The organism is Klebsiella sp. 141153 (genome assembly GCF_032601995.1).
Classification (GTDB): Bacteria; Pseudomonadota; Gammaproteobacteria; order Enterobacterales; family Enterobacteriaceae; genus Klebsiella; species Klebsiella aerogenes.
In genome coordinates, this window is sequence record NZ_JAQIRJ010000005.1 from 21,442 (window position 1) to 45,625 (window position 24,184).

Genomic DNA, 24,184 nt, shown 5'->3' on the forward strand with positions numbered 1-24,184 from the left:
TAATTGGCGGCAATTTTTAATCGGGATATTATTGTACAAGTTTTCAGGCAATTTCCTTGCACGCATATTCGAGGTAAACAAAAAGGCCACTAAATTATTATTTAGCGGCCAGGGTAAGGATTAGATAATAATAACTATTAAGTCTTATATTTAATGAAGGGGGATTAGCGGCAGCAACGTATTACCGCGGTTTAATAACGCATCATCACCGATTTAAGTTCAGTATAATCATCAATAAACGCGCTACCAAACTCACGGCCAATACCCGATCCTTTCATGCCGCCGAACGGCACCGCCGGGTCGAGGAAGGTATGCATGTTGACCCATACGATCCCGGCGTCAATAGCCTGCGAGTAGCGCAGCGCCTGGCGGATATTATCCGACCAGACGCTGGCCGCCAGCCCATACGGCGAAGCATTAATTCGGGCCAGCGCCTCTTCTTCGCTGCGATAGCCAATAAAGCTGCATACCGGGCCGAAGGTCTCTTCGCGCATCAGGGTGCTCTCTTCGCTGCGCACTTTAACCGCCGTCGGCTGCAGGAAATAGCCCTCGCCGGGCAGCGCTTCGCCGCCGCAAACGATGGTATCGCCCTCATCGCGCGCGGTCTGAATGAGCCGCAAGACTTTGTCATACTGCTGGCGGTTGGCCAGCGGCCCCATCAGCGTTTGTTCATCCAGCGGCGACCCCGGCGCGAAAGCGCTGAGCTTGTCTTTCAGCAGCGCCAGTACCGCATCCAGCTTGCCCTGCGGCAGATAAAAGCGCTCAGCGGCGGCGCAAATCTGCCCCTGGTTGAGGTAACCGGCTTCAATGATGCCGTTCACCATGGCCTCCGGCGTCAGATCATCGAGGAACAGCGCGGCGTTTTTACCGCCCAGCTCCAGCGTAACCCGTTTACCTGACCCGCTGGCCGACTGCTGGACTTTTTCCCCGGTCGCCACCGAGCCGGTGAAGCTCACTTTGGCGCAGGCCGGATGCGTGATGAGCCGTTGGGCGATTTCGCCTCCGGCGCCGTTGACCACGTTAATGACGCCATCCGGGATACCCGCCGCTTTCGCCAGTTCCGCCACCCGCAGCAGCGTCAGCGGCGTATACTCGCTCGGCTTGAGGACGATAGTGCAGCCGCAGACCAGCGCCGCCGCCATCTTCCAGATGGCAATCATAATCGAGAAGTTCCACGGTACGATGCCGACCACCACGCCCAACGGCTGGCGGCGGGTAAAGGCGGTATATTTCTCCCCGGCCATCGACGGCAGCGACACATCCAGGGTTTCCCCGGTGATTTTTCCCGCCCAGCCGGCGAAGTAGCGCAAAAACGCTACCGATTGATCCAGTTCCAGCATCCGCGCCAGGGTGATGGTCTTACCGGAGCAGAGGCTTTCCAGCTGCGCCAGCTCTTCGCGATGCTCTGCCAGCGTGTCCGCCAGTTTCAGCAGCAGCGCGCCGCGCGCCAGCGTCGGTATCTCGTGCCACTGATTAAACGCCAGGCGGGCGCTCTCCATCGCGCGGTCCGCCTGGCCGACATCCGCCGCCGTGACCTCGGCAATCGCCTGTCCGGTCGCTGGGTTTATCACCGCGAACGGCGCGCCGTGGCCCGCCTCCCGATGACCGGCAATAAACTGCCCGTGCGGCTGGCGTAAAAAGGCGGTCACTTCCGCCAGTAAGGTTATCTCGCTCATCGTCAGCACCCGTTTTTTAGCAAAGTTAGCCCATCACAGCACGGTTGCGCCGCACCGCCCATCGTTCTAAAGAACGTCATTCTTCCGGACGATATTCAGCGCCCGCGCGGCGTGCTGTGATGAGGACATTGAGCCAGGCAAGACGACAGGGTAACGCGATGAATATTAAAATCGATGCGCTGAACTACTACGGCGCGACGAAGAAATACCAGCTCCATTTTCCGGCGCTGCGGGAAGATATCGAAGCCGATGTGGTAATTATCGGCGGCGGCTTTTCCGGCATTAACACCGCGCTCGAACTCGCGGAACAGGGGATCACCAACGTGGTGGTGCTGGAAGCGCGCCATCTTGGCTATGGCGGCACCGGGCGCAACGGCGGTCAGGTGATGGCTGGGATCGGCCACGATATCGAAGCGGTGAAAAAACACGTCGGCAAAGAGGGGCTGGAGACGCTATTTAAAATCGCCAACCTCGGCGCGGGTATCATTCGCGAACGCATCCGCAAATACAACATCGACGCCGATTTCGTCCCCGGCTACGGCTACCTGGCCTATAACCAGCGGCAGCTTAAAACGCTACGCCAGTGGGAGAAGGAGTTTAAAGCCGCCACCCCCGATGAAGAAATCGAACTGTATACCGGGAAAGAGGTGCAGCAGGTGGTCGGCTCCGAAGTTTACTGCGGCGCGCTGAAACATATGGGCGGCGGGCAGATCCATTCACTCAATATGCTGCTTGGTTCGGCGCAGGCCGCGCATTCGCTGGGGGTGAAGATTTTCGAATCCTCGCCGGTGGTGGAGGTGAATTACGGCAAACAGGTACGGGTGCGCACCGCGATGGGCAGCGTTAAAGCCGCCAAACTACTGTGGGCCTGCGACAGCTTCCTCAACAATATGGAGCCGGAGATCTACAACAAAACGCTGGTCACCTACTCCTATCAGGTGTCGACCGAGCCGCTCTCCGATGAACTGATCGAGCGTATCAGCCCGCTGCGCGGCGCCTTCAGCGATATTCGCCCGGTGATTAACTACTACCGCGTCACCCGCGAAAACCGCCTGCTGTTCGGCAGCGCTACCCGCTTCGTGGAGTATACGCCGAACGATTTCGCCGCCTGGAACCGTACGCTGCTGGCGGAGGTCTTCCCATACCTGAAAGATGTGAAGATCGATTTCGCCTGGGGCGGGCCGATGGCCTGTAGCGCCAACCTGTTCCCGCAGATTGGCACCTTACGCGACCATAACAACGTCTTTTACGTCCAGGGGTACTCCGGCTTCGGCGTCACCCCCTCGCACATCGTGTGCAAAATCCTCGCCGAAGGGATCAATGGCGGTTCCGACCGCTATCGTCTGCTAAGCAGCATTCCCCACGCGACCATCCACGGCCGTGACAGCCTGCGCTTGCTATTAGTCACCGCCGGAAAACTGATGCATCAAACCGCCGGTTTCTGGAAAGGCCGGAGTTAATCAGGAGAACGCTATGCACGCTTTTAAACTCAAACACCCGGTACCTGAACTACAGCCGATCGGCAGCGTCAGCCTGCTCGGCGCGACGCCGACCGCCGGCGACCCGCAGGTAGCGGGCGCGATGATATACGGCGAGCCGCAGGACGCCTTTACCTGCGGACTGTTTTCGTCCACCGAAGGGAGCTTCACCATGACCTACCCGTTTACCGAACACGCCACCGTGCTGGAGGGCGAAGTTGAACTGACCGTCGCCGGCGGCGAGCCGCAGCGCTTCGCGCCGGGGGACAGCTGGTTTGTCAAACAGGGCACCGAAGTGGAGTGGAAAATCCTCACCCCACGTTTCGTCAAACACTATCTGGCGAACGTCGAGACGCGCTAACACGCTGATAATGCCCGGCGGCGCATTACGCCTTCTCCGGGCTACCAAATCGCACAGCGCTGTCGCCCCGATAAGCGTCGGCGCTACCGGGGTTTTGAGGCCAAATTAAAGGCAGGCCGCACGGACCGTAGGCCGGGTAAGGCGCTAGCCGCCACCCGGTAGAAATACGCGCAACGTGGCAAGACAGATGGCCCCGCTTTCCGGGGCCATCTTGTTTATCAACCGCCACATTCATGGACTACGTCACAGATTCACCCGTTGCTCTCCACCTTCCGGACGATATTCGTTGAGCAGGATGCCCGCCTAAATTATGACTATCCGGGAGTGGCGCTGGCTATTCCCTGCCCTCCCCTACATTGTGCAGAGGTTGACTATGTTTAGTAACAGACTCGCCAGCCATCTTGAACGCGGCGTCGTCGGCTTTCCGACGACCCTCGCCAGCTCGGTTGGGCTGATTATGGCAAGCCCGGTGATCCTGACGGTCACCAGCGGATTCGGCATGGGCGGCGACACCTTCGCGCTGGCGGTACTGCTGGCTTTTATTATGATGCAAGCACAGGTCACTACCTTCGCCGAAGCCGCAACGTTAATCCCTACCACCGGCTCGGTGTACGACTATATATCCTGCGGTATGGGCCGCTTCTTCGCCATTACCGGCGCGCTGTGCGCCTATCTTATCGTCCATATCTTCGCCGGCACCGCGGAGACCATTCTCGCCGGCATTATGGCGCTGGTGAACTTCGAATCGGTCAACGCGCAGATGGCCGCCCATCAAAACACCTGGATGGTGGGCGTCGGTATGGTGGTCATTTTCGGCCTGCTCAACGCCATTGGCGTGGAAATTTTCGGCAAGGTCGAAGTGGTGCTTACCTTTGGCATGTGGACAACGCTGACCATTTTCGGCCTGTGCGGCATTTTTATGGCGCCGGTGACTCATCTTTCCGGCTGGTTCGGCACGCCGCTGAACGTTAGCGATATCTCCGGCCTGTTCGGCTATATCGGCATGGCGATGTTTATGTTCGTCGGCTGCGAACTGGTGACGCCGATGGCGCCGGAAATCAAAAAAGCCCATCGCACCATTCCGCGGGCGATGGCGTTGGGTCTGCTGGTGGTCGCCAGCTGCATGTTTATCTATGGCGCGGCGATTAACCGCCAGGTGGAAAACGTGGTGATCGATGCGGCGAATAACGTCCATTTGCTGGACACGCCGATGGCGATCCCGGCCTTCGCCGAGCGGGTGATGGGCCACGCCGGCCAGTACTGGCTCGGGGTCGGCCTGCTGCTGGCGGGCTGCGCCACGATTAATACCTTGATGGCCGCGGTGCCGCGTATTATTTACGGTATGGCGCTGGACGGCGCGCTGCCGCGTTTTCTTACCTGGCTGCATCCACGCTTCAAAACGCCGGTGATCGCAATTGCCATCGGCGTGGCCATCCCCTGCCTGCACGCCTGGTACCTGAACGGCGATCTGGACCGTATCGTACCGCTGATCCTCGCCGCGGTCTGCGCCTGGGGCGTGGCCTATCTGCTGGTCACGCTGTCGGTGGTGATGCTGCGCATTCGCCGCCCTGACCTGCCGCGCGCCTACCGCTCGCCGTGGTTCCCGCTACCGCAGATTATCTCCAGCGTCGGGATTATCATCGCGATTGTGAATATTACCCCACCGGGGATGGACAGCCGCGAGGTGCTGGTGCCGTTCGGGATTATGCTCGGCCTGACCGCCGCCTATGCCCTGTTCTGGACGCTATGCGTACAGCGCGTTAATCCGTTCAAGCCGCTGGAGGTGGAAGAGGTGGTCGAGCGCGCTATCGGCAATTATGAGAAACAGACCCGCGGGGAGATGACGCCTGATGTCCTCCGTCCCCTGGTTTGAAACGCCATTAATGAACGCGGTGCAGCGTGACTTAGCGGGCTGGCCGAGCGAAAAACTCAGCGAACGCAGCGCGATGTTGCGGTTGAACGACGTCACCGCCGTCACCTTCAGCGTGCGCCAGAAGCGGCTATTTATGGCCAGCATTCACAGCTGCGAGTTTGTCGTCGAGGGGCCGGTTACCCGGCCCGCTCGCGGCAAGATCCGCGCCCACCAATCCGGCTGGCTGAAACGTCAGCCCATCCGCTTTATCGGCAGTAAAGAGAGCGCGGAACTCGCCGGCTATCTCAACGGTTTTCCTAATCTCCAGCACACCTTAAGCGAGCTGGACTACCGCCGCTTTTCGTTGACCTTTGACGATAGCGGCTGGCGCTGTTGCATTGAACCCTGGGCCGCCAGCGAAGTGGTCTGTAAAATGCCGCCGCTGCGCCGTTATCTGAAGCTCGAAGCGCAGCAGCGGATGCTGCTGCTCAGCGTGCTGGCGATGATTAATCAGGCGGTAAGTCAGTGGATGGCTGAGAAAACCAATGATTAAGACCATATTGCCATGACATCACGCGCCGATCAGACTCTCCAGAGGAATGCCGAACTGTGCATGAAGCCGGCGAATCATCGGGAGCGTCAGGTTACGCGTGCCATTGAGAATTTCATAAACGCGATTAGATTTACCAATCGCTGGTTCCAGATCTTTTACGGTAAGCCCCTGCTGCTCCATGCGAAATTTTATGGCTTCAATGGGGGTGGGCGGCTCGATGGGATAGTGCCTTTTCTCATACTCTTCAATGAGCAAGCACATCACCTCAAAAAAATCGCCCTCTGGCGTATCAGGCGCTGGTTCATTATCAAAAAAAGGTTCAACCGCGCTTAACGCGGCTTCGTAATCTTGTTCAGTGCGGATAGGCTTAACATTCATCATTTACTTCCTCTCTATCGTCTCAGCGTTTATCACGTCATATTCCTTATGCGTTCCGATAAACTTAACGAACATCCATCCCCGCAGATAAGCAACAGCTACAATTAACCGATAATCATTTCCCTTTATGTTGAATACCACCCGCTTATTTTTCAATATGCTTGCGCTGCGGTATTGGTCCTTAATCTCCGCCGGGGTTTTCCAGTCAGCCTTTATTGCCTCGTCCACCCAAGCCTTTAGCGGTTGTTCCGCGTCGGGATTCTCCGCCCAGAAATCCCTGAGTACTTTCACTGAGATTATCTTCATGGACGGATATTAGTCCCAATTCGGGACCAGGTAAAGAAAAAAGTCCCAAAACGGGACTTTTGAGTCACATTGCGTCTTGCCCTTCCCCGCCATCACAGCGGGGAAGCTGAGGCGTTTTATAGCAGACCGAACTGCTGCGCCAGCCGATCGATGGCCTGGCGCTGGAACTGCGCGAATGCGGCGCGCGGCTGCTGCTGCTGAATAAATTCCAGCAGCGGATCCTGAACCTCGGTGCGCACGCCGCTCAGCGTTTCCATCACCGCCAGGCCGCAGAACGGCACGTAGGACTCGGCGTAGCCGCCTTCGTGCACCATCACCAGTTTCCCGCCGCACAGGCGATCCGCCGCCTGCTGGACCTGTTCGGTCATCGCCCGGAAGCTGTCGCTATGTAGCTGCATCCGCGCTAATGGATCCATCGCGTTGGCATCATAGCCGCAGGCGATAATAATCAGTTCCGGCTCAAAACGCGCCAGCGCGGGAATGACGATAGTTTCCAGCGCATAGCGCCAGCTGTCGTCGCCCGCCCCGGCCAGCATCGGAATATTGATGTTGTAACCTTCGCCCGCGCCAACGCCGCGATCGTCCTCGCCGGAGTAGCCCGGCGGGAAGCAGCCGTCCTGATGCAATGAGATAGTCAGCACGTCATCGCGCTGCAGATAGATATGCTGCGTACCGTTACCGTGGTGAACGTCCCAGTCAATAATCGCCACCTTGCCGAGCCCCAGCAACGCTTTCGCCCGTTCAACGGCAATGGGAATATTGGCGAGGAAACAAAACCCCATCGACTGGTCCGGCAGGCAGTGGTGTCCTGGCGGCCGCGACAGCGAATAAGCGTTATCCAGTTCGCCCTTAAGCACCGCCTCGACGGCGGCACAGGCCAGTCCGGCGGAAAGGCAGGCGATTTCATAACTCCCCGGTCCCAGCGGCGCCTCTTTGCCGAGCATGCCGCCGCCGTTATCGCTGATTGTCTTAAAACGCTCAAGATAGCTATCAGGATGGATCCGCCGCAGGTCCTCAAAGCTCGCCGCCGCCGCGCTGCGTAGTTCCAGCTGCGGCGTCAGCCCGGAGACGTCCATCAGGTTTTTCATCCGCCGTTTGGTCTCCGGCGACTCGGCATGGCCGCCGCCGGCGGGCGGCTGTACCCAGCCACCGACCGGCAGCGTTACCGCGTGCAGGCCGGTACTGTGCCAGAAACAACGTTCATCAAAGAAGAAACCGGTTTTTCTTTTCACTCTATCCTCCCGTTGGCTAAACCTTTTCCGGCGGACGACGCCGCCGCAATCAAAATCAGAGACAGCAGCGCGCAGGCGCCTGCCGCCGCCAGCAGCGGATTGGCGCTGGCGAAATGTTGCAGTAAGGCCCCCGCGAGCGCCGGGCCGGCTGCCATTCCGCCGCCGATCACCAGATTGATGCTGTTCATCAACCGGCCGCTGTTATCGAGCGCGGCCACGCGAGCGAGGATAAAAGGCAGCACGAAAGTCCAGGTGAACTTAAACAGCAGCGCCGCGATGGCGTAACGCACCAGCAGCGGATGGCCCGTCAGTAACAGCACGCTGGCGATCAGCAGCGCGTATCCCAGCCACACCGCCAGCCGGTCCGGACGTTGGGTACCGCGTAGAGCCGCGCCGCCGGCGCCGATAATGCCGAACACCGTCGCCGCCGCTAGCACCAGACCGACCTCTGTCGGACTCAACCCTGCCCCGCTGCCGATGGTGCCGATAAAGGTCCATACCGCGCTGAGGCTGATATAGAAGGTGAGAACCGCCAGTACCGCCAGCGCCTTACGCCACGACGCCGCAGGTGGCTGGCGATGGGAAGCCGATTGCGCTTGAAAACGCGACGGGAAGGCAGAAACCAGCGGCAAACAGCAGAGCATGATGGCGGCGAGGAGCAGATAAACGACCTTCAGGCCAAAGGTCACGAACAGGCCGGGCAACACCAGCAGGCCAAGCATACCTAACAGCAGCTGCCCCAGTACCCAAAATGCGTACACCCGCGATGGATTCGGCGTTCCCGCCGCGCAGCTGATGCACAAAATCATTAGCGTGCCGCCCGCCAGGGAAGCAATAAAGCGTACCGCCAGCAGCGACGCATACTGGGTGACTACCGCCGAAGCAAGGTTAGCGAGCAGAAATACCGCGCAGGCGACGAGTGCCACCCGCCGCCAGTCGAGGCGGTTCATCCACCACCACGCCGGGAGCGTCGCCAGGCTCATCGCGCCGAGCTCCGCCGAAAATAGCCAGCCGATCTGTCCGGGTTTAAGGTGCCATTCGCTGGCCAGCTGCGCCGCCACCGCCGGCGCGGTCATTAATATCCCCGGCGCAATGGCGGCGAAAATAACAATCGCCGCCAGCAAACGCAGCGACACCACCAGCCCGCCAGGCCGGGAAAGGCTATTTTCAGAAAGAGGTGTACTCGACATCGTAGGGCGTGCTCCAGTCAAAAAAGCCTCCCCCCGGACGGTTATCCAGGGAGTGATACCCACAGGCATCAGGAAAACGCCGTGCTGCCACGGCGCGCGCGGGATGCGATAGTCAGATTACAGATGCAGCGTACGCTGAGCGGCAGGCATCCAGGTTCGGGAAACGAGTTCAGTCCGGTTGACGACTTCAGTCTTGGCGAAAATATTGCGCAGATGGGTTTTCACCGTCGAGAGCGAGATATCCAGCTGGCGGGCAATCAGCTTGTTGCTGGCGCCTTCACGCACCATGCCGACGATTTCGCGCTCTTTGGCCGTCAGGATGGCAGGGAGTTGATCCTCTTCCTGCAGGAAATCGCGAATAGCCAGCTCCACCAGCGGCAGTACCGCCTGGGCCCGGAGGCGTTCCTCGCTGGAAAAAGGCACGTCGCGCATCAGCGAGATACCGGCAACGATCCGCCGTTCGCGGCGAATAAAGATTTCGGTCATGTCGCGTACGTTATTCGGCAACATAAATTCATGATAGTAGTGGCGGTTGCGGTCACAGAGTCGCGGCGTCATCGCTGCCATGGTCGTACTCTGGTGGCTAAAGTGCGCCGGCAGGTGCGGATCCAACGGCTGGAAGCTTTCCAGATATTGTTGGTGTGTATTATCCGAAATATTATGCAATATATAGTTTTCAGGTTTTAAACGATTATTTACTCGATAAAAAACCGCTGAAGACAGTGGAATTAACTGTGAAATAGTCTGTAAACAACGGGCTATTATCGCATCATTACGACTGGCTTTTAATAAAGCAGACATGATATTTTCCCCCGTCAAGGTGGTGGTGCGTAACACGCGGATTACCAGAGTAAGATGAAGCATACATTTCACATTTAAGTAACACAATCATTAACATGTTAACAATGTGATATCCATTACAAACTTTTCATCAATACATTGTTATTTAAAGCATTTAAAAATCACCCTGCTATCTGTTAACGTAGCGGTGTTAAAACATAAACAAAAGTTATTAACATCACGCGTTATTTTCTCGTGAGGATTAAAAACCCTTATATTGGCAGGTCCGATCTCATCCTTAAGAACGATAGTTTTTTGCATTTTTTCATTTATACCCTAAAAAGGATGTCGATAATTTAACGCCGCGGCTTAATCAACGGATTACGCCTGACTTGCTATTGCCCAAATATGCCGCCCCAGGCCAGCAATTAATAGAGGATAAGCCGATGCTGAATATCGCCGCCTTACGCCAGCAGCAAATTCCGCTGGCCGTCGAACCGCGCTCATCGCTGCCGTTTCATATTCTGATGAAACCGATTGGCCCCGCCTGCAACCTCGCCTGCCGCTACTGCTACTACCCGCAGGATGAAACGCCGGTCAGGAAGATGGACGAGGCGCGACTGGAGCAGTTTATCCGCCGCTATATTGCCGCCCAGCCCGCCAGCGCGCGGGAAATCAACTTTGTCTGGCAGGGCGGCGAGCCGCTACTGGCCGGGCTACGTTTTTATAAAAAAGCGCTCGCCCTGCAGCAGCGCTACGCCCCTGACGGCGTAACCATCAGCAATAGCCTGCAGACCAACGGGACGCTTATCAACGACGCCTGGTGCCGGCTGTTTCGCGAACATCGCTTTATTATCGGCGTCAGCCTCGAAGGTAGCGAAGCGCTGCAAAACCACCATCGACCGGATAAACGCGGGCAGGCTTCCTGGTCGGCGGCGCTACGCGGTATCGCCCTGCTCCACCAGCATCAGGTGGAGTTTAATCTGCTGGTGGTGGTGCATAACGAGATGGCCGCCCACGCGGCGGCGATTTATGACCGGGTGGTCACGCTTGGCGCACGTTATCTGCAGTTCCAGCCGCTAATGAGCGAAGGAGCGGCGCTGCGCGAGGGTTATCAGCTCAGCGCCGAAAACTGGGGGCGTTTTATGGTCGGAATCTGGCGACAGTGGCAAAAGCGCTGCGATATGGGGCGGGTGTTCGTCATCAATATCGAACAGGCGTGGGCGCAGTACTTTACCCATACCAGCGGCAGCTGCGTGCATAGCGCCCGCTGCGGCAGCAATCTGGTGATGGAGTCTGACGGCCAGCTTTACGCCTGCGATCATCTGATCAACGCCGAACACCGTCTGGGCCGCCTTGACGAGCAGACGCTCGCCGCCGCGGTCGACGCATCCGTTCAGCTCCCTTTCGGCCAGCAAAAAAGCCTGCGCCGCGAATGTCAGACTTGCTCCGTAAAAATGGTCTGCCAGGGCGGCTGCCCCGCGCATCTCAACGCCGCTGGCAACAATCGGCTATGCGGCGGTTATTACCGTTTCTTTAGCGAAATCCTCGCGCCATTACGTCCCTTTTCCCGCGACCTTAACGGCCTGAAAGCCTGGCGGGCCGCGTTTGTTGGGGCCGCGCATCCCGCGTAGCCCTTTGCCCTGATGGTTGTCCCACTATGAACAGGAGAGTCAGTCGTGAACAAAAAAGCCATGGCCGCGGCGGTCAGCATGATCCTCGCCGGCGGCGCGCACGGCGCACAGAATGAGCATCCAAACGTCATCGTGATTATCGCCGATGATATGGGTTATTCCGATATTAGCCCCTTCGGCGGTGAGATCCCCACCCCCAACCTGCAGGCCATGGCGGAGCAAAGTATCCGCATGAGCCAGTATTACACCTCACCGATGTCGGCCCCGGCGCGTTCGATGCTGTTGACCGGCAACAGTAACCAGCAGGCCGGGATGGGCGGCATGTGGTGGTACGACAGCACCATTGGCAAAGAGGGTTACGAACTGCGGCTGACCGACCGCGTCACCACCATGGCCGAACGCTTTAAAGATGCCGGCTATAACACGCTGATGGCCGGCAAATGGCATCTCGGTTTTGTTCCCGGCGCCACGCCGAAGGACCGCGGTTTTAACCACTCCTTCGCCTTTATGGGCGGCGGCACCAGCCACTTTAACGATGCGATTCCGCTCGGAACCGTCGAGGCGTTCCACACTTACTATACCCGCGATGGCGAGCGCATCTCCCTGCCGGATGATTTTTACTCCAGCGAAGCTTACGCCCGCCAGATGAATAGCTGGATTAAAGCGACGCCAAAGGAGCAGCCGGTCTTCGCCTGGCTCGCCTTCACCGCCCCTCATGACCCCCTGCAGGCGCCGGACGAGTGGATTAAGCGCTTTAAAGGCCAGTATGAGCAGGGTTACGCCGAGGTCTATCGCCAGCGCATCGCCCGCCTGAAAGCGTTGGGAATTATTCATGACGACACCCCGCTGCCGCATCTGGAGCTGGATAAAGAGTGGGAAGCGCTAACGCCAGAGCAGCAGAAATATACGGCGAAAGTGATGCAGGTATATGCGGCGATGATCGCCAATATGGACGCGCAAATCGGCACGCTGATGGAGACGCTGAAACAAACCGGGCGCGATAAAAATACCCTGCTGGTGTTTTTAACCGATAACGGCGCCAACCCGGCACAGGGTTTTTATTACGAATCTACCCCCGAATTCTGGAAGCAGTTCGATAACAGCTATGACAACGTGGGCCGCAAAGGATCCTTTGTCTCCTACGGTCCCCACTGGGCCAACGTCAGCAACGCCCCCTACGCCAATTATCACAAAACCACCAGCGCCCAGGGCGGCATCAATACCGACTTTATGATCTCCGGCCCCGGCATTACCCGGCGCGGTAAAATCGACGCCTCAACGATGGCGGTGTACGACGTGGCGCCGACGCTATATGAATTCGCCGGCATCGATCCCAACAAATCGCTGGCTAAGAAACCCGTATTGCCGATGATTGGCGTCAGCTTTAAGCGCTATCTGACCGGTGAAACGCAGACGCCACCGCGCTCGAAGTACGGGGTCGAATTGCATAATCAGGCGGCCTGGGTCGATGGCGACTGGAAGCTGCGGCGCTTAGTCAAGCTCGGCCTCAGCGCCGGCGACGCGCCGTGGCAGCTGTTTAACCTGCATGACGATCCGCTGGAAACGCACGATATCGCGGCCCAACATGCCGACAGGGTCAAAGCCATGAGCGACGCCTACGAGGCATTTGCTAAGCGCACCATGGTTACCAAAGCGCAGGGCAAGATGATCGATTATGTCGGCATCGATAGCAAAACCGGACGCTACCTGGCGGTCGATCCGGCGACCATGAAGCCGGTGCCCGCGCCGCAAGCCATTCCTGTGAGCGAGGGCAAATAAACGAACCCGGTTATCGTTCTTCCGGGCGATAGCCGGAAGTAGACTCGCTTTCTAAGGTAATCCTGAACCCCATTACAGGAGAGAGCGGATGGCGAGAGTCGTGGTGATTACCGGCGGCGGAAGCGGGATCGGCGCCGCCTGCGCTCGGTTGATGAGCGCGGCGGGAGATCGGGTGTTTATTACCGGCAGACGTGAAGCGCCGCTACACAAGATCGCCGTTGAAACCGGTGCGACGGCGCTGGTGGGCGATGCCGCCGACGGCGACGTCTGGCGGGAACGGCTGCTACCGCCGATTCTCGACCAGACTCACGGTATTGATGTACTCATCTGCAGCGCCGGCGGCATGGGCAATAGCGCCGCCGCCGACACCAGCGATCGCCAATGGCGCGAGGCGCTGGACGCGAACCTGAACAGCGCTTTCGTCAGCGTGCGTGCCTGCCTGCCTTCACTGATTGCCTGCCGCGGCAATGTGCTGTTTGTCGCTTCCATCGCCTCGCTCGCTGCCGGGCCGCAGGCCTGTGGCTATGTCACCGCCAAACACGCGTTAATTGGCCTGATGCGCTCCATCGCCCGTGATTACGGCCCACAAGGCGTCCGCGCCAATGCGATTTGTCCCGGCTGGGTCACCACCCCGATGGCGGATGAAGAGATGATCCCACTGATGCAGGAACACGGGCTGTCGCTTGCCGAGGCCTATCAACGGGTGTGCCGCGACGTTCCGCTACGCCGCCCCGCCAGCCCCGAGGAGATAGCCCAGGCCTGTCAGTTTCTCTGCTCTCCGCAGGCCGCCATCATCAGCGGCGCGACGCTGGTCGCCGATGGCGGTTCCAGCATCGTCGATGTTCCAACGCTGGCGTTTACTTAACGCCCTACTCTACTCAGGAGCTCACATGACTTCAGAAGCCGTATTTATCCAGGTCGGCGCGCTGGCCGATGGTTTCGCCCCGCACGGCAACCTGCTGGCCACCGCCAGTCTGCCCGCAGGCGAACGCTTTACCTTTTATGCCGACGGGAGCGAGCTGCAGCAGTTGGTTATCGAAAATGACCAGACACTGCTCTGGAACGGCAACCGCGCGCCCTGGCGGGCAACCGCCCTGCGCCCCGATATTCTGTTTATCGATTTTCTTGACCCGGAGCGCGATAACGCCAGTATCAGCGCGGTATGCAACCTGACGCAGCGCAACGCCACGCTGGTATACGGCCAGCTACCGGACGAAGCCGCCGCGCGGCTGGACGCCTTCAGCCGGGTAGAGCAAGGGTTGCCGCTGACCGCCGTCGAGGCGCGATTTGTCTTCGCCCGCCTGGATACCCAGCCGGGACCGCTGCCGGACTTTACCACCGCGCTGGTCGGCATGCGCAATCAGTACACCTATAGCCCGACCGAGCGTTATGAACACATCTATCTCAACGATAATTTTTACGCCTGGCAGTGTCTGGACGGCGTGGAAAAGGGGCTGGCGGATGTCGACCGCTGCCATTACGTACAGGTGGCGGAGGATCTCTATTTGTTCGTCTGGCGGGAGAAAATCATTCCCACCCTGGGGGTTATCTTGATCGATCTTCAGCAGATGCGCACCGACGGTAAGATCATGGGTTATCAGGGCAGTGATTTTGGCGCCTTGAGTAATTTCCCGGTCGGCGCGAGCGCGAAGATCCTCAACGTCACCCGCCATCAGGAATAATATTGCGTGGCCGGGAGACGCGCCCGTTCAACCGGAAGCGCCCCATCCGGTTGAACGGGCGCTGCGGGCGCGGGTGCTTCGGCATCAGGCACTGACGGAAATGCATGTTCAGGAGCAGAAACGGCGGGTGAGCCTGATGAGTAAAGGGGGTCATGTGTCGCTACGCCGGGCAACATCCGCGGATAAGGAGCAGCTTTGCGCCGGATGGCGGCTGCGCCTTATCCGGCCTACCGTTCGTGGGGCCCGCCGTTAATTTATTCACCATGGTGGCTGAAACTGCCGAGGTTGGGGGCCGCAAAATCCCCGGTGGCGCTACCGCTTACCGGGGCTACGGCACTGTGCGATTTGGTAGCCCGGACAAGGCGCAACGCGCCGCCTCCGGGGATGAGCGACTGATTCAGGCGCTGGCGCTGTCGAGCCGCGCCAACTGCTCGCTGCTAAGGCTCAGCGCCGCCGCGCGGGCGAAGCTTTCCACCTGCGCCAGGCTGGTGGCGCTGGCAATCGGCGCGGTAACGCCTTCCCGGCTCATCAACCACGCTAACGCCACTTCTGCGGGCTTCGCCTGCTGTTCTTCCGCCACCGCGACCAGCGTGTCAATAATCCGCATTCCGCGTGGATTGAGATATTTAGCGATGCCGCTACCGCGCTGGCTTTGCGCTAAATCGGACGGCTGGCGATACTTGCCGCTCAGGAAGCCGGAAGCCAGACTGTAGTAGGTCACTACGCCTATATCGCGGCTGACGCAGAGATCGCGTAGCGCCCCTTCAAAGGCGGTGCGGTGATAGAGGTTGTATTCCGGCTGCAGCACCTGCCAGGCAGGAAGGCCGCCTTTACGCGCCACTTCCAGCGCCGATGACAGCTGTCCGGCATCAAGATTTGAAGCGCCAATCGCCCGCACCTTGCCGGCCTGCTGCAGCGCCTGGAATTCTTCTAACGTTTCATCGATTGGCGTTTCAGGATCCGGCCAGTGGGAGAAATAGAGGTCGACGTAATCCGTATTCAGGCGGCGCAACGAGTCGTCAATCGCCTGCTGGATCCAGGCTTTTTTCAATCCTTTATGGCCGGGTAGCCCCATATCAGAGCCAACTTTAGTGAAGATTTTGACTTTATCGCGTATGCCAGGGCGCGCCTGTAGCCAGCGGCCAATAATGGTTTCGGATTCGCCGCCCTGATTGCCCTCCGCCCAGCGGGAATAAACATCCGCCGTATCGATAGCATCAAAACCGTGGTCAACAAAAGCATCAAGAATGGCAAAACTGGTTTTCTCATCGATGGTCCAGCCAAAGACGTTGCCGCCAAATACTAATGGGGCGATGGAAAATCCGCTTTTGCCCAATGGACGTGTCATCATGCCGATTACTCCTTAGCTTATATTCTGTTTCCCTCAGATAACCGCAGGGGGTCTGAAGAGGATGTCGAGTGGATAATCAGAAAAGGAATCTTGCGGCGGGCAGTCCATGCCCGCAGGGTACACTCTGACATTATGTCCCGGAATAAACGTCAAAGCTAAAATATTTCCCGGCCAGTTTTTTGTAGGTGCCGTCGGCAAGCATTTTCGCAATCGCGCCATTTATCTCTTCGCGCAGCGCATCGTCGCCTTGACGCAGGCCAATCGCCGCCCCGGCGCCGAACAGTTTATTATCCTGCAGCTGTCCGCCAACAAAGGCGAAATCCTTGCCCTGCGGCTGCTGCAGGAAACTGTAATCGGCCATCATGCCGGAGAGCACCGCGCCATCGAGGCGGCCTGATTCAAGGTCGCGCACCACGCTATCGGCGCCCTGATAGGCGACAATGTTGATACCCTGCGGTCGCCAGTACTGGTTCACATAAGTTTCCTGTGCCGACCCCTGCTCGACGCCGATGGTTTTCCCCTTCAGCTGCTCCGGCGTATTGCCTTTGAGGGTATTTTTACGCGCCACCAGAAATACCGGCCCGTTGTAGAGCTTATCGCTAAAGGCAATCTGCTCTTTACGCTTCTCGGTCATATACATCCCTGAGAGGATCGCGTCGAATTTACGTGCCTTCAGCGCCGGAATGATGCCGTCGAAGTTGCTTTCCACCCACACGCACTTCGCCTGCAGCTGCTGGCAAATCGCGTTGCCCAAATCGATATCAAATCCCGCCAGCTTGCCCTGCGGATCTTTCCATTCAAACGGCGCGAAGGTCGGGTCAACGCCAAAACGGATCTCTTTCGCCCCGGCGGCCAGCGCCGACGTCGACGCCATTAATGCCAAACACAACAACAGTGATTTTTTCATTCGAGATTTTCTCCAGGGATTAACGGCAGTGCGCTTGCACTAAACGCGCGAACAGCGTCGCGCCGGTGCTGATAATGTCATCGTTAAAGTCATAACCGGGGTTATGCACCATGCAGCCGCCCTTCTCACCTTTTTCACCGTTGCCGAGCAGGAAGTAACAGCCCGGACGCTCGCGCAGCATAAAAGCGAAATCTTCGCTGGCGTTCATTGGCGATACCGACTCCAGCACCCCTTCGCGGCCAAAGACTTCCAGTGCCAGCGCCTGGGCGAAATCGGTCTCTTCACTACTGTTGGTTAATACCGGGTAAGAGTCGTAAATCTCGACTTCGCTGCTGGCGCCATAGCTTTTGGCAGTAAACTCGGTCAGCTCTTGAATACGCTTAATCAGCAGATCGCGAATTTCCGGTTTCATCGCCCGCACGCTGAGCTCCATCACCACGCTCTCAGGAATCACGTTCGAGGCGATGCCGGCCTGGAAAGTCCCCACGCTGACGACCGCCGTTTCACCCGGCGGCACGTTGCGCGCGACGATGCTCTGCAATGCCATCACCAGCGCCGCGCCGGCCACGATAGGGTCGACGGTGCGTTCCGGATGCGCGCCGTGGCCGCCGTAGCCGGTAATCGTGATTTTGACCGTGTCCGCCGAGGCCATAAAGTTGCCGGCATAGAAGCCCAGCTTGCCAACCGGTAGCCCCGGCATATTGTGCAGGCCGAAGATGCGTTCGCAGGGGAACTGCTCAAACAGGCCATCTTTAATCATCAGATCCGCGCCGCCGATGGCTTCTTCCGCGGGCTGGAAAATCAGATGCACCGTGCCGTTGAACTGGCAGACCGGCGAGGCGATATATTTCGCCGCCGCGAGCAAAATCGTGGTGTGGCCATCATGGCCGCAGGCGTGCATTTTTCCGGGTACGGTACTGGCCCAGGGTAAATCGGTGGTTTCATAAATCGGTAATGCGTCCATATCGGCGCGCAGGCCAATAGTGCGCGGCGAGTCGCCTTTGCTCAGGCTGCCGACGACGCCGGTTTTACCGAGGCCGCGGGTCACCTGATAGCCCCATTCTGTCAGCTTACCGGCAACCAGCTCGCTGGTATTAAACTCTTCCAGACTTAATTCCGGATTGGCATGTAAATAATGACGGATAGAAATCATTTCATCTTCCGTGGCTTTAATTTCTGGAATTACACAATCAGACATGCCGTTCTCCGGGAATAGATTAAGAACTTAACAAGTTATCCTGGCGCAAAGTTTATGCAAGTAGCATTTCTAATTGCTGGAACGCCATCCATCATATTTTTAATACAGACAAATCGCAGAACAATAGCCATTAAAATTGGCAAAATTTAAATATAAACGTTTATTTTATGGGTTACACACCAACACTTACTCTACTATCCCCGCTTTAATTCAGTTTTAAATAAAAATAAACAGCCATGAAATATCATTTACTTTTACTTGCCTGCGCGCTGACGCTAACAGGCTGCAGCGCTGAGGGCGACACCGCCAGCCAGCAACGCGCCAGCATCCAAAAGATGCGTACCAACACGCTCAGTAAACTCTATAGCCTGTACCCGGAAGCGCGTAGCGATATCCAGCATTCAAAGGGCTACGCGGTCTTCGCCAGTAACAGCAGCAAGATATTAGTCTTTGGATTCGGTAGCGGTTACGGCGTGGTGAAAAATAGCGCCACCGGCAAAGATACCTATATGAAAATGGCCCAGGGCGGCGCCGGTGTGGGTATGGGCGTGAAACAGTTGCGTACCGTACTGGTATTCCACGATAAAGACGCATTGAATACTTTCATTACTAAAGGCTATATGGTCGGCGCGGATGCCAACGCGGCAGCGAAATATGACGACAACGGCATCGCCCCGATAGGCGCGTCAGCCAACGGCGTGGCGAAAGATACCTCTTCGCTGCCGTCAAAAGTCAACGTTTATGAAATCACCGAGAAAGGTTTGGCGGCTCAGGCAATGGTCAACGGTTATAAATACTGGCCGGATGACGAGCTGAATAAAAGGTGATCCACTGCGGTCCGTACAAGTTAGCATCCATAAGCCGGGTCAGACGTTAGCCTGACCCGGCGCGAATGCCATGCCGCAAGTATCATTATTTAATGACCGAGGGCGCCGCTTACCAGAATTGAAGTAATAATTCCGGTCGCTGCGGCGATCAGCACGTAATTGCCATCGATATAAGACCAGTGATGACCCTCCGGCGGGCGCGGCAGGCCACGCTCGTTCCAGTTACTGACGCGATATTCATCACCGCGATAATGCTCCGGCGCCGGATGGCCTTTACGGAAATCGTTACCCCTCCAGGCGAAATGGTCCTGTTCATGGCGTTCCTGGCGACGATCGTCATGACCTCTTCGGTCCGGGCCGCGGCTATCATTGTTGCCCTGATGGTTATCTCCAGGACCGCCCGACTGGTGGTGTCCATTCTGGTCACCCTGCTTCGGGCCATTCTGCCATACCTGCTGTTGCCCCGGACGATGACCGTCATTTGGGCCATCGGCAAAAGCCTGAGCGCTCAGCACGCAAGATAAAATAACCGCCAGAGAAATAATCTTTTTCATAGTACACCTCCTGATATATCTCTTTTTTACCCTGCAAATGTGGAGAAATAGTGATTAGCAACCTATCCAGGACTATTCCTGGCTAATTCAGGAGGACAGCAAACAATAATTTCAGCGAGCGCCAGACGTAAAAAAGGCCGCTAACGCGACCTTTTTTGTTCTCAGCGAGTCAGTATTACTCAGAGACTTTATTCTTTAACTCTTCAGCGCCTTGCTTGGTTTTATCCCAGCCTTTCTCGCTGACTTCTTTGGTTTTATCCCAACCTTTGCTGGCGCCTTCTTTAGTGGCGTTCCAGCCTTTCTCAGTGCCTTCTTTGGTCTTATCCCAGCCCTTCTCGGCGCCTTCTTTGGTTTTATTCCAGGTTTTCTGCGTGCCTTCGCTTATCTGGCTGCCGACGCTATCGCTTTTCCCTTCAGCAGCATGTTTGGACTTGAGCTTCATCTCTTCGCCCTGATTCTGCGCCTGATGCAGTTTTTCTTTTGCCGTGTTGGCATTTTCGTGGGCTGCGGCCACGGTATCATCGGTTGCATGTGTAGTGGTTGCCGCGAATACCGGAGAAGCGACCAGAATAGCGGATAGTGCAATCATTGCTTTTTTCATATTTTTCCTCTCTTAACGCGTGCTTTATGTTACGAGTCACATTCAGCATGGCATAAGCTTCTGCGCTTGGCATTAGGAAAAGTTCTTAAAACTGCCTGACCGCTATTCCGTCGTTTTAGTGATCGAGATAGAGATAGCTTTCCCAGCTTTTCATACGGATGAGGATCTTTCTTATCAGCGACAGGTGCTCAAAATGTTCCGAATAGACGGCGGCTTCGACATCCGCGCCCTGCGGCAGCTGATAATTTGCCAGACGATCGTCGGTCACTTTTAATACCACCAGCGCTCGGCCGCGCGCCGCCAGATCGGTGGCCGTCAGCAACGTCCCCTGACCCTGAAACTGGCTTTCGCCAATCGCCGGCAGCACTTCCGCGACCTGCGCTTTAAATACGGTTCCCGGAATAGAGGGGAACAGTAATTCAGCCTGTTCACCTTTTTGCAAACGCTGCAGCGCGTTCTGACGGAATGCGGCGACGTATTCACGTGAATTCGCATTATCCGTTGGCACAAACGTCATTACCGGCTTCAGCCCCAACGCGGTGGACATGGTCCCAGGACGCAGGCCGACGGTACTGACATAGCCGTCAGACGGCGCGCGTACCACCGTGTTATCGAGCTTAAATTGCGCCTCGCGCAGCTGCGCCAGCAGCGAAGCGACTTTGGTGTTCTCACCGTGCACCACCGAATTGAGATCGTTACGCGCCTGTGCGACCTTTGCCCGGGCGGCGTCAACCGCCGCCTGCGTCGCTTTCCAGTTCTGGCGACGCGTATCGACCATCTGATCGGAAAAAGCCCCTTTATCATGACCGGCCTGGAAGCGGGCGTATTCACGCTGGGCCCGGTCGCGCTCGGCGACCGCTTTGCTTAAATCAGCCTGCGCGCTGGTTAACCCCGCATCCAGCGACAACGCATCCTGGCTGGCCGCTTTCACTTGTGCGGTCAGGTCGTCCACCTTCGCCTGGAACGGGGTTGGGTCGATGGTGAACAAGATGTCGCCTTCATGCAGCATCTGATTTGGTTTCACCGGCACGCTGGTGACTCGACCGCGGGTTTGCGAAACAATGGGCACCGTGCGATAAACCTGCTTCCCGACTTCGCTATAGGGGAAGTTATAATTCATACCGAGGATTAACATGCCAATCAGTATCACGCCACCTAATACCGCAGTGGGAACCGTCCATTTATTTAATGGAATACGGAATACTTTAAATATCACGATACACAAGGCGGCATAACACAGCAGTAATAACGTTTCCATTATTTCCCCTCCTGATTGACGGCGCTATTTTTCAGACGGTTTAATTCCGCCTGCATCGCATCCAGACGCTGATGTAAATCGTGCTGGTCGGTCTTTAACTGCTGCATTCCCCAGCCGCGGTCTTCTCGCCACAGCGTGGCCCAGATCCACAGCAGCGGCCACAGCACGTGCAGGGTGAACAAGCTCACCCAGCCAGCGTAATGAATCGCATCCTGGTGCGGATGATTTCTTTTTTTGGCTATTTCATAAGGAATATCGTGGATCACGATAATTCCATAAAATAAAATCAGCACCACCGCAATCAGGATGGCTAAAGCAATATAATCCAGGGTCATAAAATAACTCCAGAATGTGTGACGTATTTCACATTCACTTTATACAGGCGTCAGCAAGCCGGGCATAATCGCCCTGACAACTGACCATATTAATCAGAATTTATCCGGTATTTTTCGGTTGATAGAAATCAGTTGACCTTTTTTCACCGTGATATAACCGCCTTCTTTTAACGCCGCTAAAACCTGATAAACATAGCTGCGCGAAAGATTGGTCCGTTTAATAATAAAAGCGGACAGGCTTTCACGTTTTCCACAATCGATCTCGTTACGGTACAGATAACGCGATAGCATCGATTTTATGGTCTGAAAACCGGACAGGTTGCCGCGCTCGTTGTGCGCATCGAGAGCAAAAATGCCCATGTAGGCCAGAATAGTCGTCAGCTCTTTCATATACTCCGGCGAAGAGTAAAAGAAGATACGCTCGAAATCCTCCACGCTGATTCTGGCAAAACAGCAGCGATCGAGACATTGATATAGCAGCTCTACCGCCGGACAGTAGTGCTCAAGCAGCCCCAGCGGCATATGCTCGATCACAATCCCCAACAGGTTATCAGGGTCGTTGACTGCGAGGGTGATTTGCCCGGACAGCAGAAAGTAAATGAACCCATCCTGCGGATGAAAACGCTCGCCGGCGGCGCACTCGACGTTTTCGCTACAGGCGATGACGTGTGGGAGATGCGCATTTAACTGCAGCTTCTGGTAGCACGCATGAATACGACCAAAACTGCTATTCAACTTCCCCGTATCCATTGCCGTACTTTCCCGTATCACCGACGTCATCAAATATATATAAGGCAAAGCGAGGGGAAAAGTCCACAGCTGGAGTTTTGGCGTTTTTTTAACATTTGAGGGTCGTAAACTTAACCGGACGACTGCCTGATGCTGGTTAGCTATAACTAAATAGTATGTACTCGCAAAAAACCACAACATTGCAATGGATATGACGTAGTGACTAGTTCTATTCCATACTCAAGCACTAAATCAGAAGAATCCAATTACATAAATAGATTGAAGGATTTTTCTGACTCAGAAACAAAGCTTGCAAGTTGATTTCTTTTGTGAATTTTATGTTATATACTCAAACCTTGAGTATGCTAGTAAGCTATTATGCAAATTAGCAAATTTAATATTTTAACGATTATATGGGCTCAATAATTTAACAGGGTTATGAATGAAAAAGCTTGATTCATTACAATATGCGAGAGCATTTGCCGCTATATTTGTCATAATAGCTCATACTGTTAATCAATTTTACATGTATAGCACCACAGGTAATAAATTATTTGATGAAATAATACGGAGAACGACACATTTAGGTGACCTTGGGGTTTATGTTTTCTTTGTCATTAGTGGATACATAATGTCTTACACCACTAAAAACAAAGATTTTGGGGTTGAATATGCATCAACCTTCATAAAAAAACGCCTCCTCCGAATCTATCCTATTTATTGGATATTTTTTACTTTACTAGTTATATTATGGGCTGCAGGTATAGCGCTAAGATCACAAGATATCAATGCAGAAAAAATATTCTTCTCATATCTACTAATTCCTTTTGGTGCAACTGATAATAAGATCGACACCCCCGTAATGTCACAAAGCTGGACATTATCGTATGAAATGTTTTTCTATTTCACTTTTGCTCTGTTAATTTCTATACGCATTAAAAAAGAAAGAATTATAGCAAGCCTAATTTTTATTTTCACTTTACTGTTTATTACCTCATCACTGAATGCTCTACCAACTGCTGAAGCCAATGCATTCTTTTCCAAATGGATTATATTCCTATTTATAATTGGCGTGTTTATTGAGCGAAACGAAAACATCTTACAAAACTTAACATCAAAACTCAGTGATACAATATGTTGGGCCTTGGCTGCTTTTCTTGTTTGTATAGCTATTTATATCGAAAAACCTGTATATATCGATTGTTTAATAAGCGCAGCTATTTTAATATTTGTATTACCCGTAAGAAAAAAACACAACTTACTTTTAAAAATCGGTGATGCTTCTTATACTATATATTTAACGCATAATTTTATCGTGATGGCATATGGGATATTTGTCAAAAAATTCCCAAACCCTTGGGGTTGTACCATTGGCGGAGCTATTACAATCGCAATATGCATTCCATTCGGACTAATATTATATAAGTTAATTGAAAAGAAAATTCATCACTAACCAAGTTGTCGCCATTTATTAATGGCGACAACTTATGCAGTAATATCAAAATGATAAATGATCATCGTTG

At 55.4% G+C, this 24,184-nt stretch carries 24 protein-coding genes; 10 read left to right on the forward strand and 14 right to left on the reverse strand.

Annotated features, from left to right (window positions below; genetic code table 11):
* Nucleotides 1-191: 191 nt before the first annotated feature.
* A complete protein-coding gene (locus PGS10_RS11170; protein ID WP_316422878.1) occupies nucleotides 192-1,676 on the reverse strand; it encodes an aldehyde dehydrogenase family protein in 1,485 nt (494 codons plus the stop codon).
* 158 nt (nucleotides 1,677-1,834) lie between these two features.
* Between PGS10_RS11170 and PGS10_RS11175 the strand changes: the two genes are divergently transcribed.
* From PGS10_RS11175 to PGS10_RS11190, 4 genes are all read left to right on the forward strand, one after another.
* Nucleotides 1,835-3,136, forward strand: coding sequence for an NAD(P)/FAD-dependent oxidoreductase (locus tag PGS10_RS11175; RefSeq protein ID WP_015367823.1), 1,302 nt, complete (start codon nucleotides 1,835-1,837; stop codon nucleotides 3,134-3,136).
* Between the two features lie 13 nt (nucleotides 3,137-3,149).
* Nucleotides 3,150-3,515, forward strand: coding sequence for a cupin domain-containing protein (locus tag PGS10_RS11180; protein ID WP_025714914.1), 366 nt, complete (start codon nucleotides 3,150-3,152; stop codon nucleotides 3,513-3,515).
* A gap of 373 nt (nucleotides 3,516-3,888) precedes the next feature.
* Nucleotides 3,889-5,388: an APC family permease gene (locus PGS10_RS11185; protein WP_316422879.1), complete on the forward strand. Its 1,500-nt coding sequence runs from the start codon at nucleotides 3,889-3,891 to the stop codon at nucleotides 5,386-5,388.
* The gene (locus PGS10_RS11190) at nucleotides 5,366-5,920 is read left to right on the forward strand and encodes a DUF3156 family protein (protein ID WP_316422880.1); all 555 of its coding nucleotides are present in this window, start codon (nucleotides 5,366-5,368) and stop codon (nucleotides 5,918-5,920) included. The genes PGS10_RS11185 and PGS10_RS11190 overlap by 23 nt, the downstream gene beginning before the upstream one ends.
* A gap of 18 nt (nucleotides 5,921-5,938) precedes the next feature.
* Here PGS10_RS11190 and PGS10_RS11195 read toward each other — a convergent pair whose 3' ends face one another.
* The 5 genes from PGS10_RS11195 to PGS10_RS11215 form a co-directional block, all read right to left on the reverse strand.
* Entirely contained in the window at nucleotides 5,939-6,301 is a 363-nt protein-coding gene (locus tag PGS10_RS11195; protein WP_172408062.1) for a helix-turn-helix domain-containing protein, read from the reverse strand.
* Nucleotides 6,302-6,604 (reverse strand): type II toxin-antitoxin system HigB family toxin, encoded by a 303-nt coding sequence (locus tag PGS10_RS11200; protein WP_045393363.1) that lies wholly within the window; start codon nucleotides 6,602-6,604, stop codon nucleotides 6,302-6,304.
* Nucleotides 6,605-6,720: 116 nt separating this feature from the next.
* On the reverse strand, nucleotides 6,721-7,836 hold the full coding sequence (locus tag PGS10_RS11205; protein WP_316422882.1) for a class II histone deacetylase: 1,116 nt from the start codon (nucleotides 7,834-7,836) through the stop codon (nucleotides 6,721-6,723).
* Nucleotides 7,833-9,026, reverse strand: coding sequence for an MFS transporter (locus PGS10_RS11210; RefSeq protein WP_045393369.1), 1,194 nt, complete (start codon nucleotides 9,024-9,026; stop codon nucleotides 7,833-7,835). Before PGS10_RS11210 ends, PGS10_RS11205 begins: the two co-directional genes overlap by 4 nt.
* 117 nt (nucleotides 9,027-9,143) lie before the next feature.
* A complete protein-coding gene (locus PGS10_RS11215; RefSeq protein WP_045393597.1) occupies nucleotides 9,144-9,827 on the reverse strand; it encodes a helix-turn-helix transcriptional regulator in 684 nt (227 codons plus the stop codon).
* Between the two features lie 425 nt (nucleotides 9,828-10,252).
* Between PGS10_RS11215 and PGS10_RS11220 the strand changes: the two genes are divergently transcribed.
* The 4 genes from PGS10_RS11220 to PGS10_RS11235 all read left to right on the forward strand — a co-directional run bounded on the left by PGS10_RS11220 (nucleotide 10,253) and on the right by PGS10_RS11235 (nucleotide 14,901).
* Nucleotides 10,253-11,440: an anaerobic sulfatase maturase gene (locus PGS10_RS11220; RefSeq protein WP_316422884.1), complete on the forward strand. Its 1,188-nt coding sequence runs from the start codon at nucleotides 10,253-10,255 to the stop codon at nucleotides 11,438-11,440.
* A gap of 45 nt (nucleotides 11,441-11,485) precedes the next feature.
* Nucleotides 11,486-13,219, forward strand: a complete 1,734-nt coding sequence (locus PGS10_RS11225; protein ID WP_126338293.1) for an arylsulfatase — start codon at nucleotides 11,486-11,488, stop codon at nucleotides 13,217-13,219.
* An 88-nt stretch (nucleotides 13,220-13,307) separates the two neighbouring features.
* Nucleotides 13,308-14,084, forward strand: a complete 777-nt coding sequence (locus PGS10_RS11230) for an SDR family NAD(P)-dependent oxidoreductase (protein WP_182940720.1) — start codon at nucleotides 13,308-13,310, stop codon at nucleotides 14,082-14,084.
* Nucleotides 14,085-14,109: 25 nt separating this feature from the next.
* Complete coding sequence (locus PGS10_RS11235) at nucleotides 14,110-14,901, forward strand: MoaF C-terminal domain-containing protein (RefSeq protein ID WP_316422887.1); 792 nt, start codon at nucleotides 14,110-14,112, stop codon at nucleotides 14,899-14,901.
* Between the two features lie 397 nt (nucleotides 14,902-15,298).
* Here PGS10_RS11235 and PGS10_RS11240 read toward each other — a convergent pair whose 3' ends face one another.
* The 3 genes from PGS10_RS11240 to PGS10_RS11250 all read right to left on the reverse strand — a co-directional run bounded on the left by PGS10_RS11240 (nucleotide 15,299) and on the right by PGS10_RS11250 (nucleotide 18,357).
* A complete protein-coding gene (locus PGS10_RS11240; RefSeq protein WP_316422888.1) occupies nucleotides 15,299-16,252 on the reverse strand; it encodes an aldo/keto reductase in 954 nt (317 codons plus the stop codon).
* A gap of 130 nt (nucleotides 16,253-16,382) precedes the next feature.
* Nucleotides 16,383-17,159, reverse strand: a complete 777-nt coding sequence (locus PGS10_RS11245; RefSeq protein WP_015367838.1) for an ABC transporter substrate-binding protein — start codon at nucleotides 17,157-17,159, stop codon at nucleotides 16,383-16,385.
* 19 nt (nucleotides 17,160-17,178) lie between these two features.
* The gene (locus PGS10_RS11250) at nucleotides 17,179-18,357 is read right to left on the reverse strand and encodes a M20 aminoacylase family protein (protein WP_108684432.1); all 1,179 of its coding nucleotides are present in this window, start codon (nucleotides 18,355-18,357) and stop codon (nucleotides 17,179-17,181) included.
* 236 nt (nucleotides 18,358-18,593) lie between these two features.
* Here PGS10_RS11250 and PGS10_RS11255 point away from each other — a divergent pair, with 236 nt between their 5' ends.
* A complete protein-coding gene (locus PGS10_RS11255) occupies nucleotides 18,594-19,184 on the forward strand; it encodes a YSC84-related protein (protein ID WP_015704661.1) in 591 nt (196 codons plus the stop codon).
* Nucleotides 19,185-19,273: 89 nt separating this feature from the next.
* Here the strand turns inward: PGS10_RS11255 and PGS10_RS11260 are convergent, their stop codons facing one another.
* From PGS10_RS11260 to PGS10_RS11280, 5 genes are all read right to left on the reverse strand, one after another.
* Entirely contained in the window at nucleotides 19,274-19,738 is a 465-nt protein-coding gene (locus PGS10_RS11260; protein ID WP_015367841.1) for an RcnB family protein, read from the reverse strand.
* A 175-nt stretch (nucleotides 19,739-19,913) separates the two neighbouring features.
* Nucleotides 19,914-20,339, reverse strand: a complete 426-nt coding sequence (locus PGS10_RS11265) for a hypothetical protein (protein WP_015367842.1) — start codon at nucleotides 20,337-20,339, stop codon at nucleotides 19,914-19,916.
* 115 nt (nucleotides 20,340-20,454) lie between these two features.
* Complete coding sequence (locus PGS10_RS11270; protein ID WP_020079413.1) at nucleotides 20,455-21,597, reverse strand: HlyD family secretion protein; 1,143 nt, start codon at nucleotides 21,595-21,597, stop codon at nucleotides 20,455-20,457.
* Nucleotides 21,597-21,932, reverse strand: coding sequence for a DUF3302 domain-containing protein (locus PGS10_RS11275; RefSeq protein WP_020079414.1), 336 nt, complete (start codon nucleotides 21,930-21,932; stop codon nucleotides 21,597-21,599). The genes PGS10_RS11270 and PGS10_RS11275 overlap by 1 nt, the downstream gene beginning before the upstream one ends.
* Nucleotides 21,933-22,025: 93 nt before the next feature.
* Nucleotides 22,026-22,667, reverse strand: a complete 642-nt coding sequence (locus tag PGS10_RS11280) for a helix-turn-helix domain-containing protein (protein WP_410477089.1) — start codon at nucleotides 22,665-22,667, stop codon at nucleotides 22,026-22,028.
* Nucleotides 22,668-23,103: 436 nt separating this feature from the next.
* Between PGS10_RS11280 and PGS10_RS11285 the strand changes: the two genes are divergently transcribed.
* Nucleotides 23,104-24,114, forward strand: a complete 1,011-nt coding sequence (locus PGS10_RS11285) for an acyltransferase family protein (RefSeq protein WP_047078623.1) — start codon at nucleotides 23,104-23,106, stop codon at nucleotides 24,112-24,114.
* Nucleotides 24,115-24,184: the final 70 nt, after the last annotated feature.

Coding starts and splice junctions, on each gene's coding strand:
- PGS10_RS11170 (WP_316422878.1), bottom strand. CDS start 1,676: ATGAGCGAGATAACCTTACTGGCGGAAGTGACCGCCTTTTTACGCCAG.
- PGS10_RS11175 (WP_015367823.1), top strand. CDS start 1,835: ATGAATATTAAAATCGATGCGCTGAACTACTACGGCGCGACGAAGAAA.
- PGS10_RS11180 (WP_025714914.1), top strand. CDS start 3,150: ATGCACGCTTTTAAACTCAAACACCCGGTACCTGAACTACAGCCGATC.
- PGS10_RS11185 (WP_316422879.1), top strand. CDS start 3,889: ATGTTTAGTAACAGACTCGCCAGCCATCTTGAACGCGGCGTCGTCGGC.
- PGS10_RS11190 (WP_316422880.1), top strand. CDS start 5,366: ATGTCCTCCGTCCCCTGGTTTGAAACGCCATTAATGAACGCGGTGCAG.
- PGS10_RS11195 (WP_172408062.1), bottom strand. CDS start 6,301: ATGATGAATGTTAAGCCTATCCGCACTGAACAAGATTACGAAGCCGCG.
- PGS10_RS11200 (WP_045393363.1), bottom strand. CDS start 6,604: ATGAAGATAATCTCAGTGAAAGTACTCAGGGATTTCTGGGCGGAGAAT.
- PGS10_RS11210 (WP_045393369.1), bottom strand. CDS start 9,026: ATGTCGAGTACACCTCTTTCTGAAAATAGCCTTTCCCGGCCTGGCGGG.
- PGS10_RS11215 (WP_045393597.1), bottom strand. CDS start 9,827: ATGTCTGCTTTATTAAAAGCCAGTCGTAATGATGCGATAATAGCCCGT.
- PGS10_RS11220 (WP_316422884.1), top strand. CDS start 10,253: ATGCTGAATATCGCCGCCTTACGCCAGCAGCAAATTCCGCTGGCCGTC.
- PGS10_RS11230 (WP_182940720.1), top strand. CDS start 13,308: ATGGCGAGAGTCGTGGTGATTACCGGCGGCGGAAGCGGGATCGGCGCC.
- PGS10_RS11235 (WP_316422887.1), top strand. CDS start 14,110: ATGACTTCAGAAGCCGTATTTATCCAGGTCGGCGCGCTGGCCGATGGT.
- PGS10_RS11240 (WP_316422888.1), bottom strand. CDS start 16,252: ATGATGACACGTCCATTGGGCAAAAGCGGATTTTCCATCGCCCCATTA.
- PGS10_RS11245 (WP_015367838.1), bottom strand. CDS start 17,159: ATGAAAAAATCACTGTTGTTGTGTTTGGCATTAATGGCGTCGACGTCG.
- PGS10_RS11250 (WP_108684432.1), bottom strand. CDS start 18,357: ATGTCTGATTGTGTAATTCCAGAAATTAAAGCCACGGAAGATGAAATG.
- PGS10_RS11255 (WP_015704661.1), top strand. CDS start 18,594: ATGAAATATCATTTACTTTTACTTGCCTGCGCGCTGACGCTAACAGGC.
- PGS10_RS11260 (WP_015367841.1), bottom strand. CDS start 19,738: ATGAAAAAGATTATTTCTCTGGCGGTTATTTTATCTTGCGTGCTGAGC.
- PGS10_RS11265 (WP_015367842.1), bottom strand. CDS start 20,339: ATGAAAAAAGCAATGATTGCACTATCCGCTATTCTGGTCGCTTCTCCG.
- PGS10_RS11270 (WP_020079413.1), bottom strand. CDS start 21,597: ATGGAAACGTTATTACTGCTGTGTTATGCCGCCTTGTGTATCGTGATA.
- PGS10_RS11275 (WP_020079414.1), bottom strand. CDS start 21,932: ATGACCCTGGATTATATTGCTTTAGCCATCCTGATTGCGGTGGTGCTG.
- PGS10_RS11285 (WP_047078623.1), top strand. CDS start 23,104: ATGAAAAAGCTTGATTCATTACAATATGCGAGAGCATTTGCCGCTATA.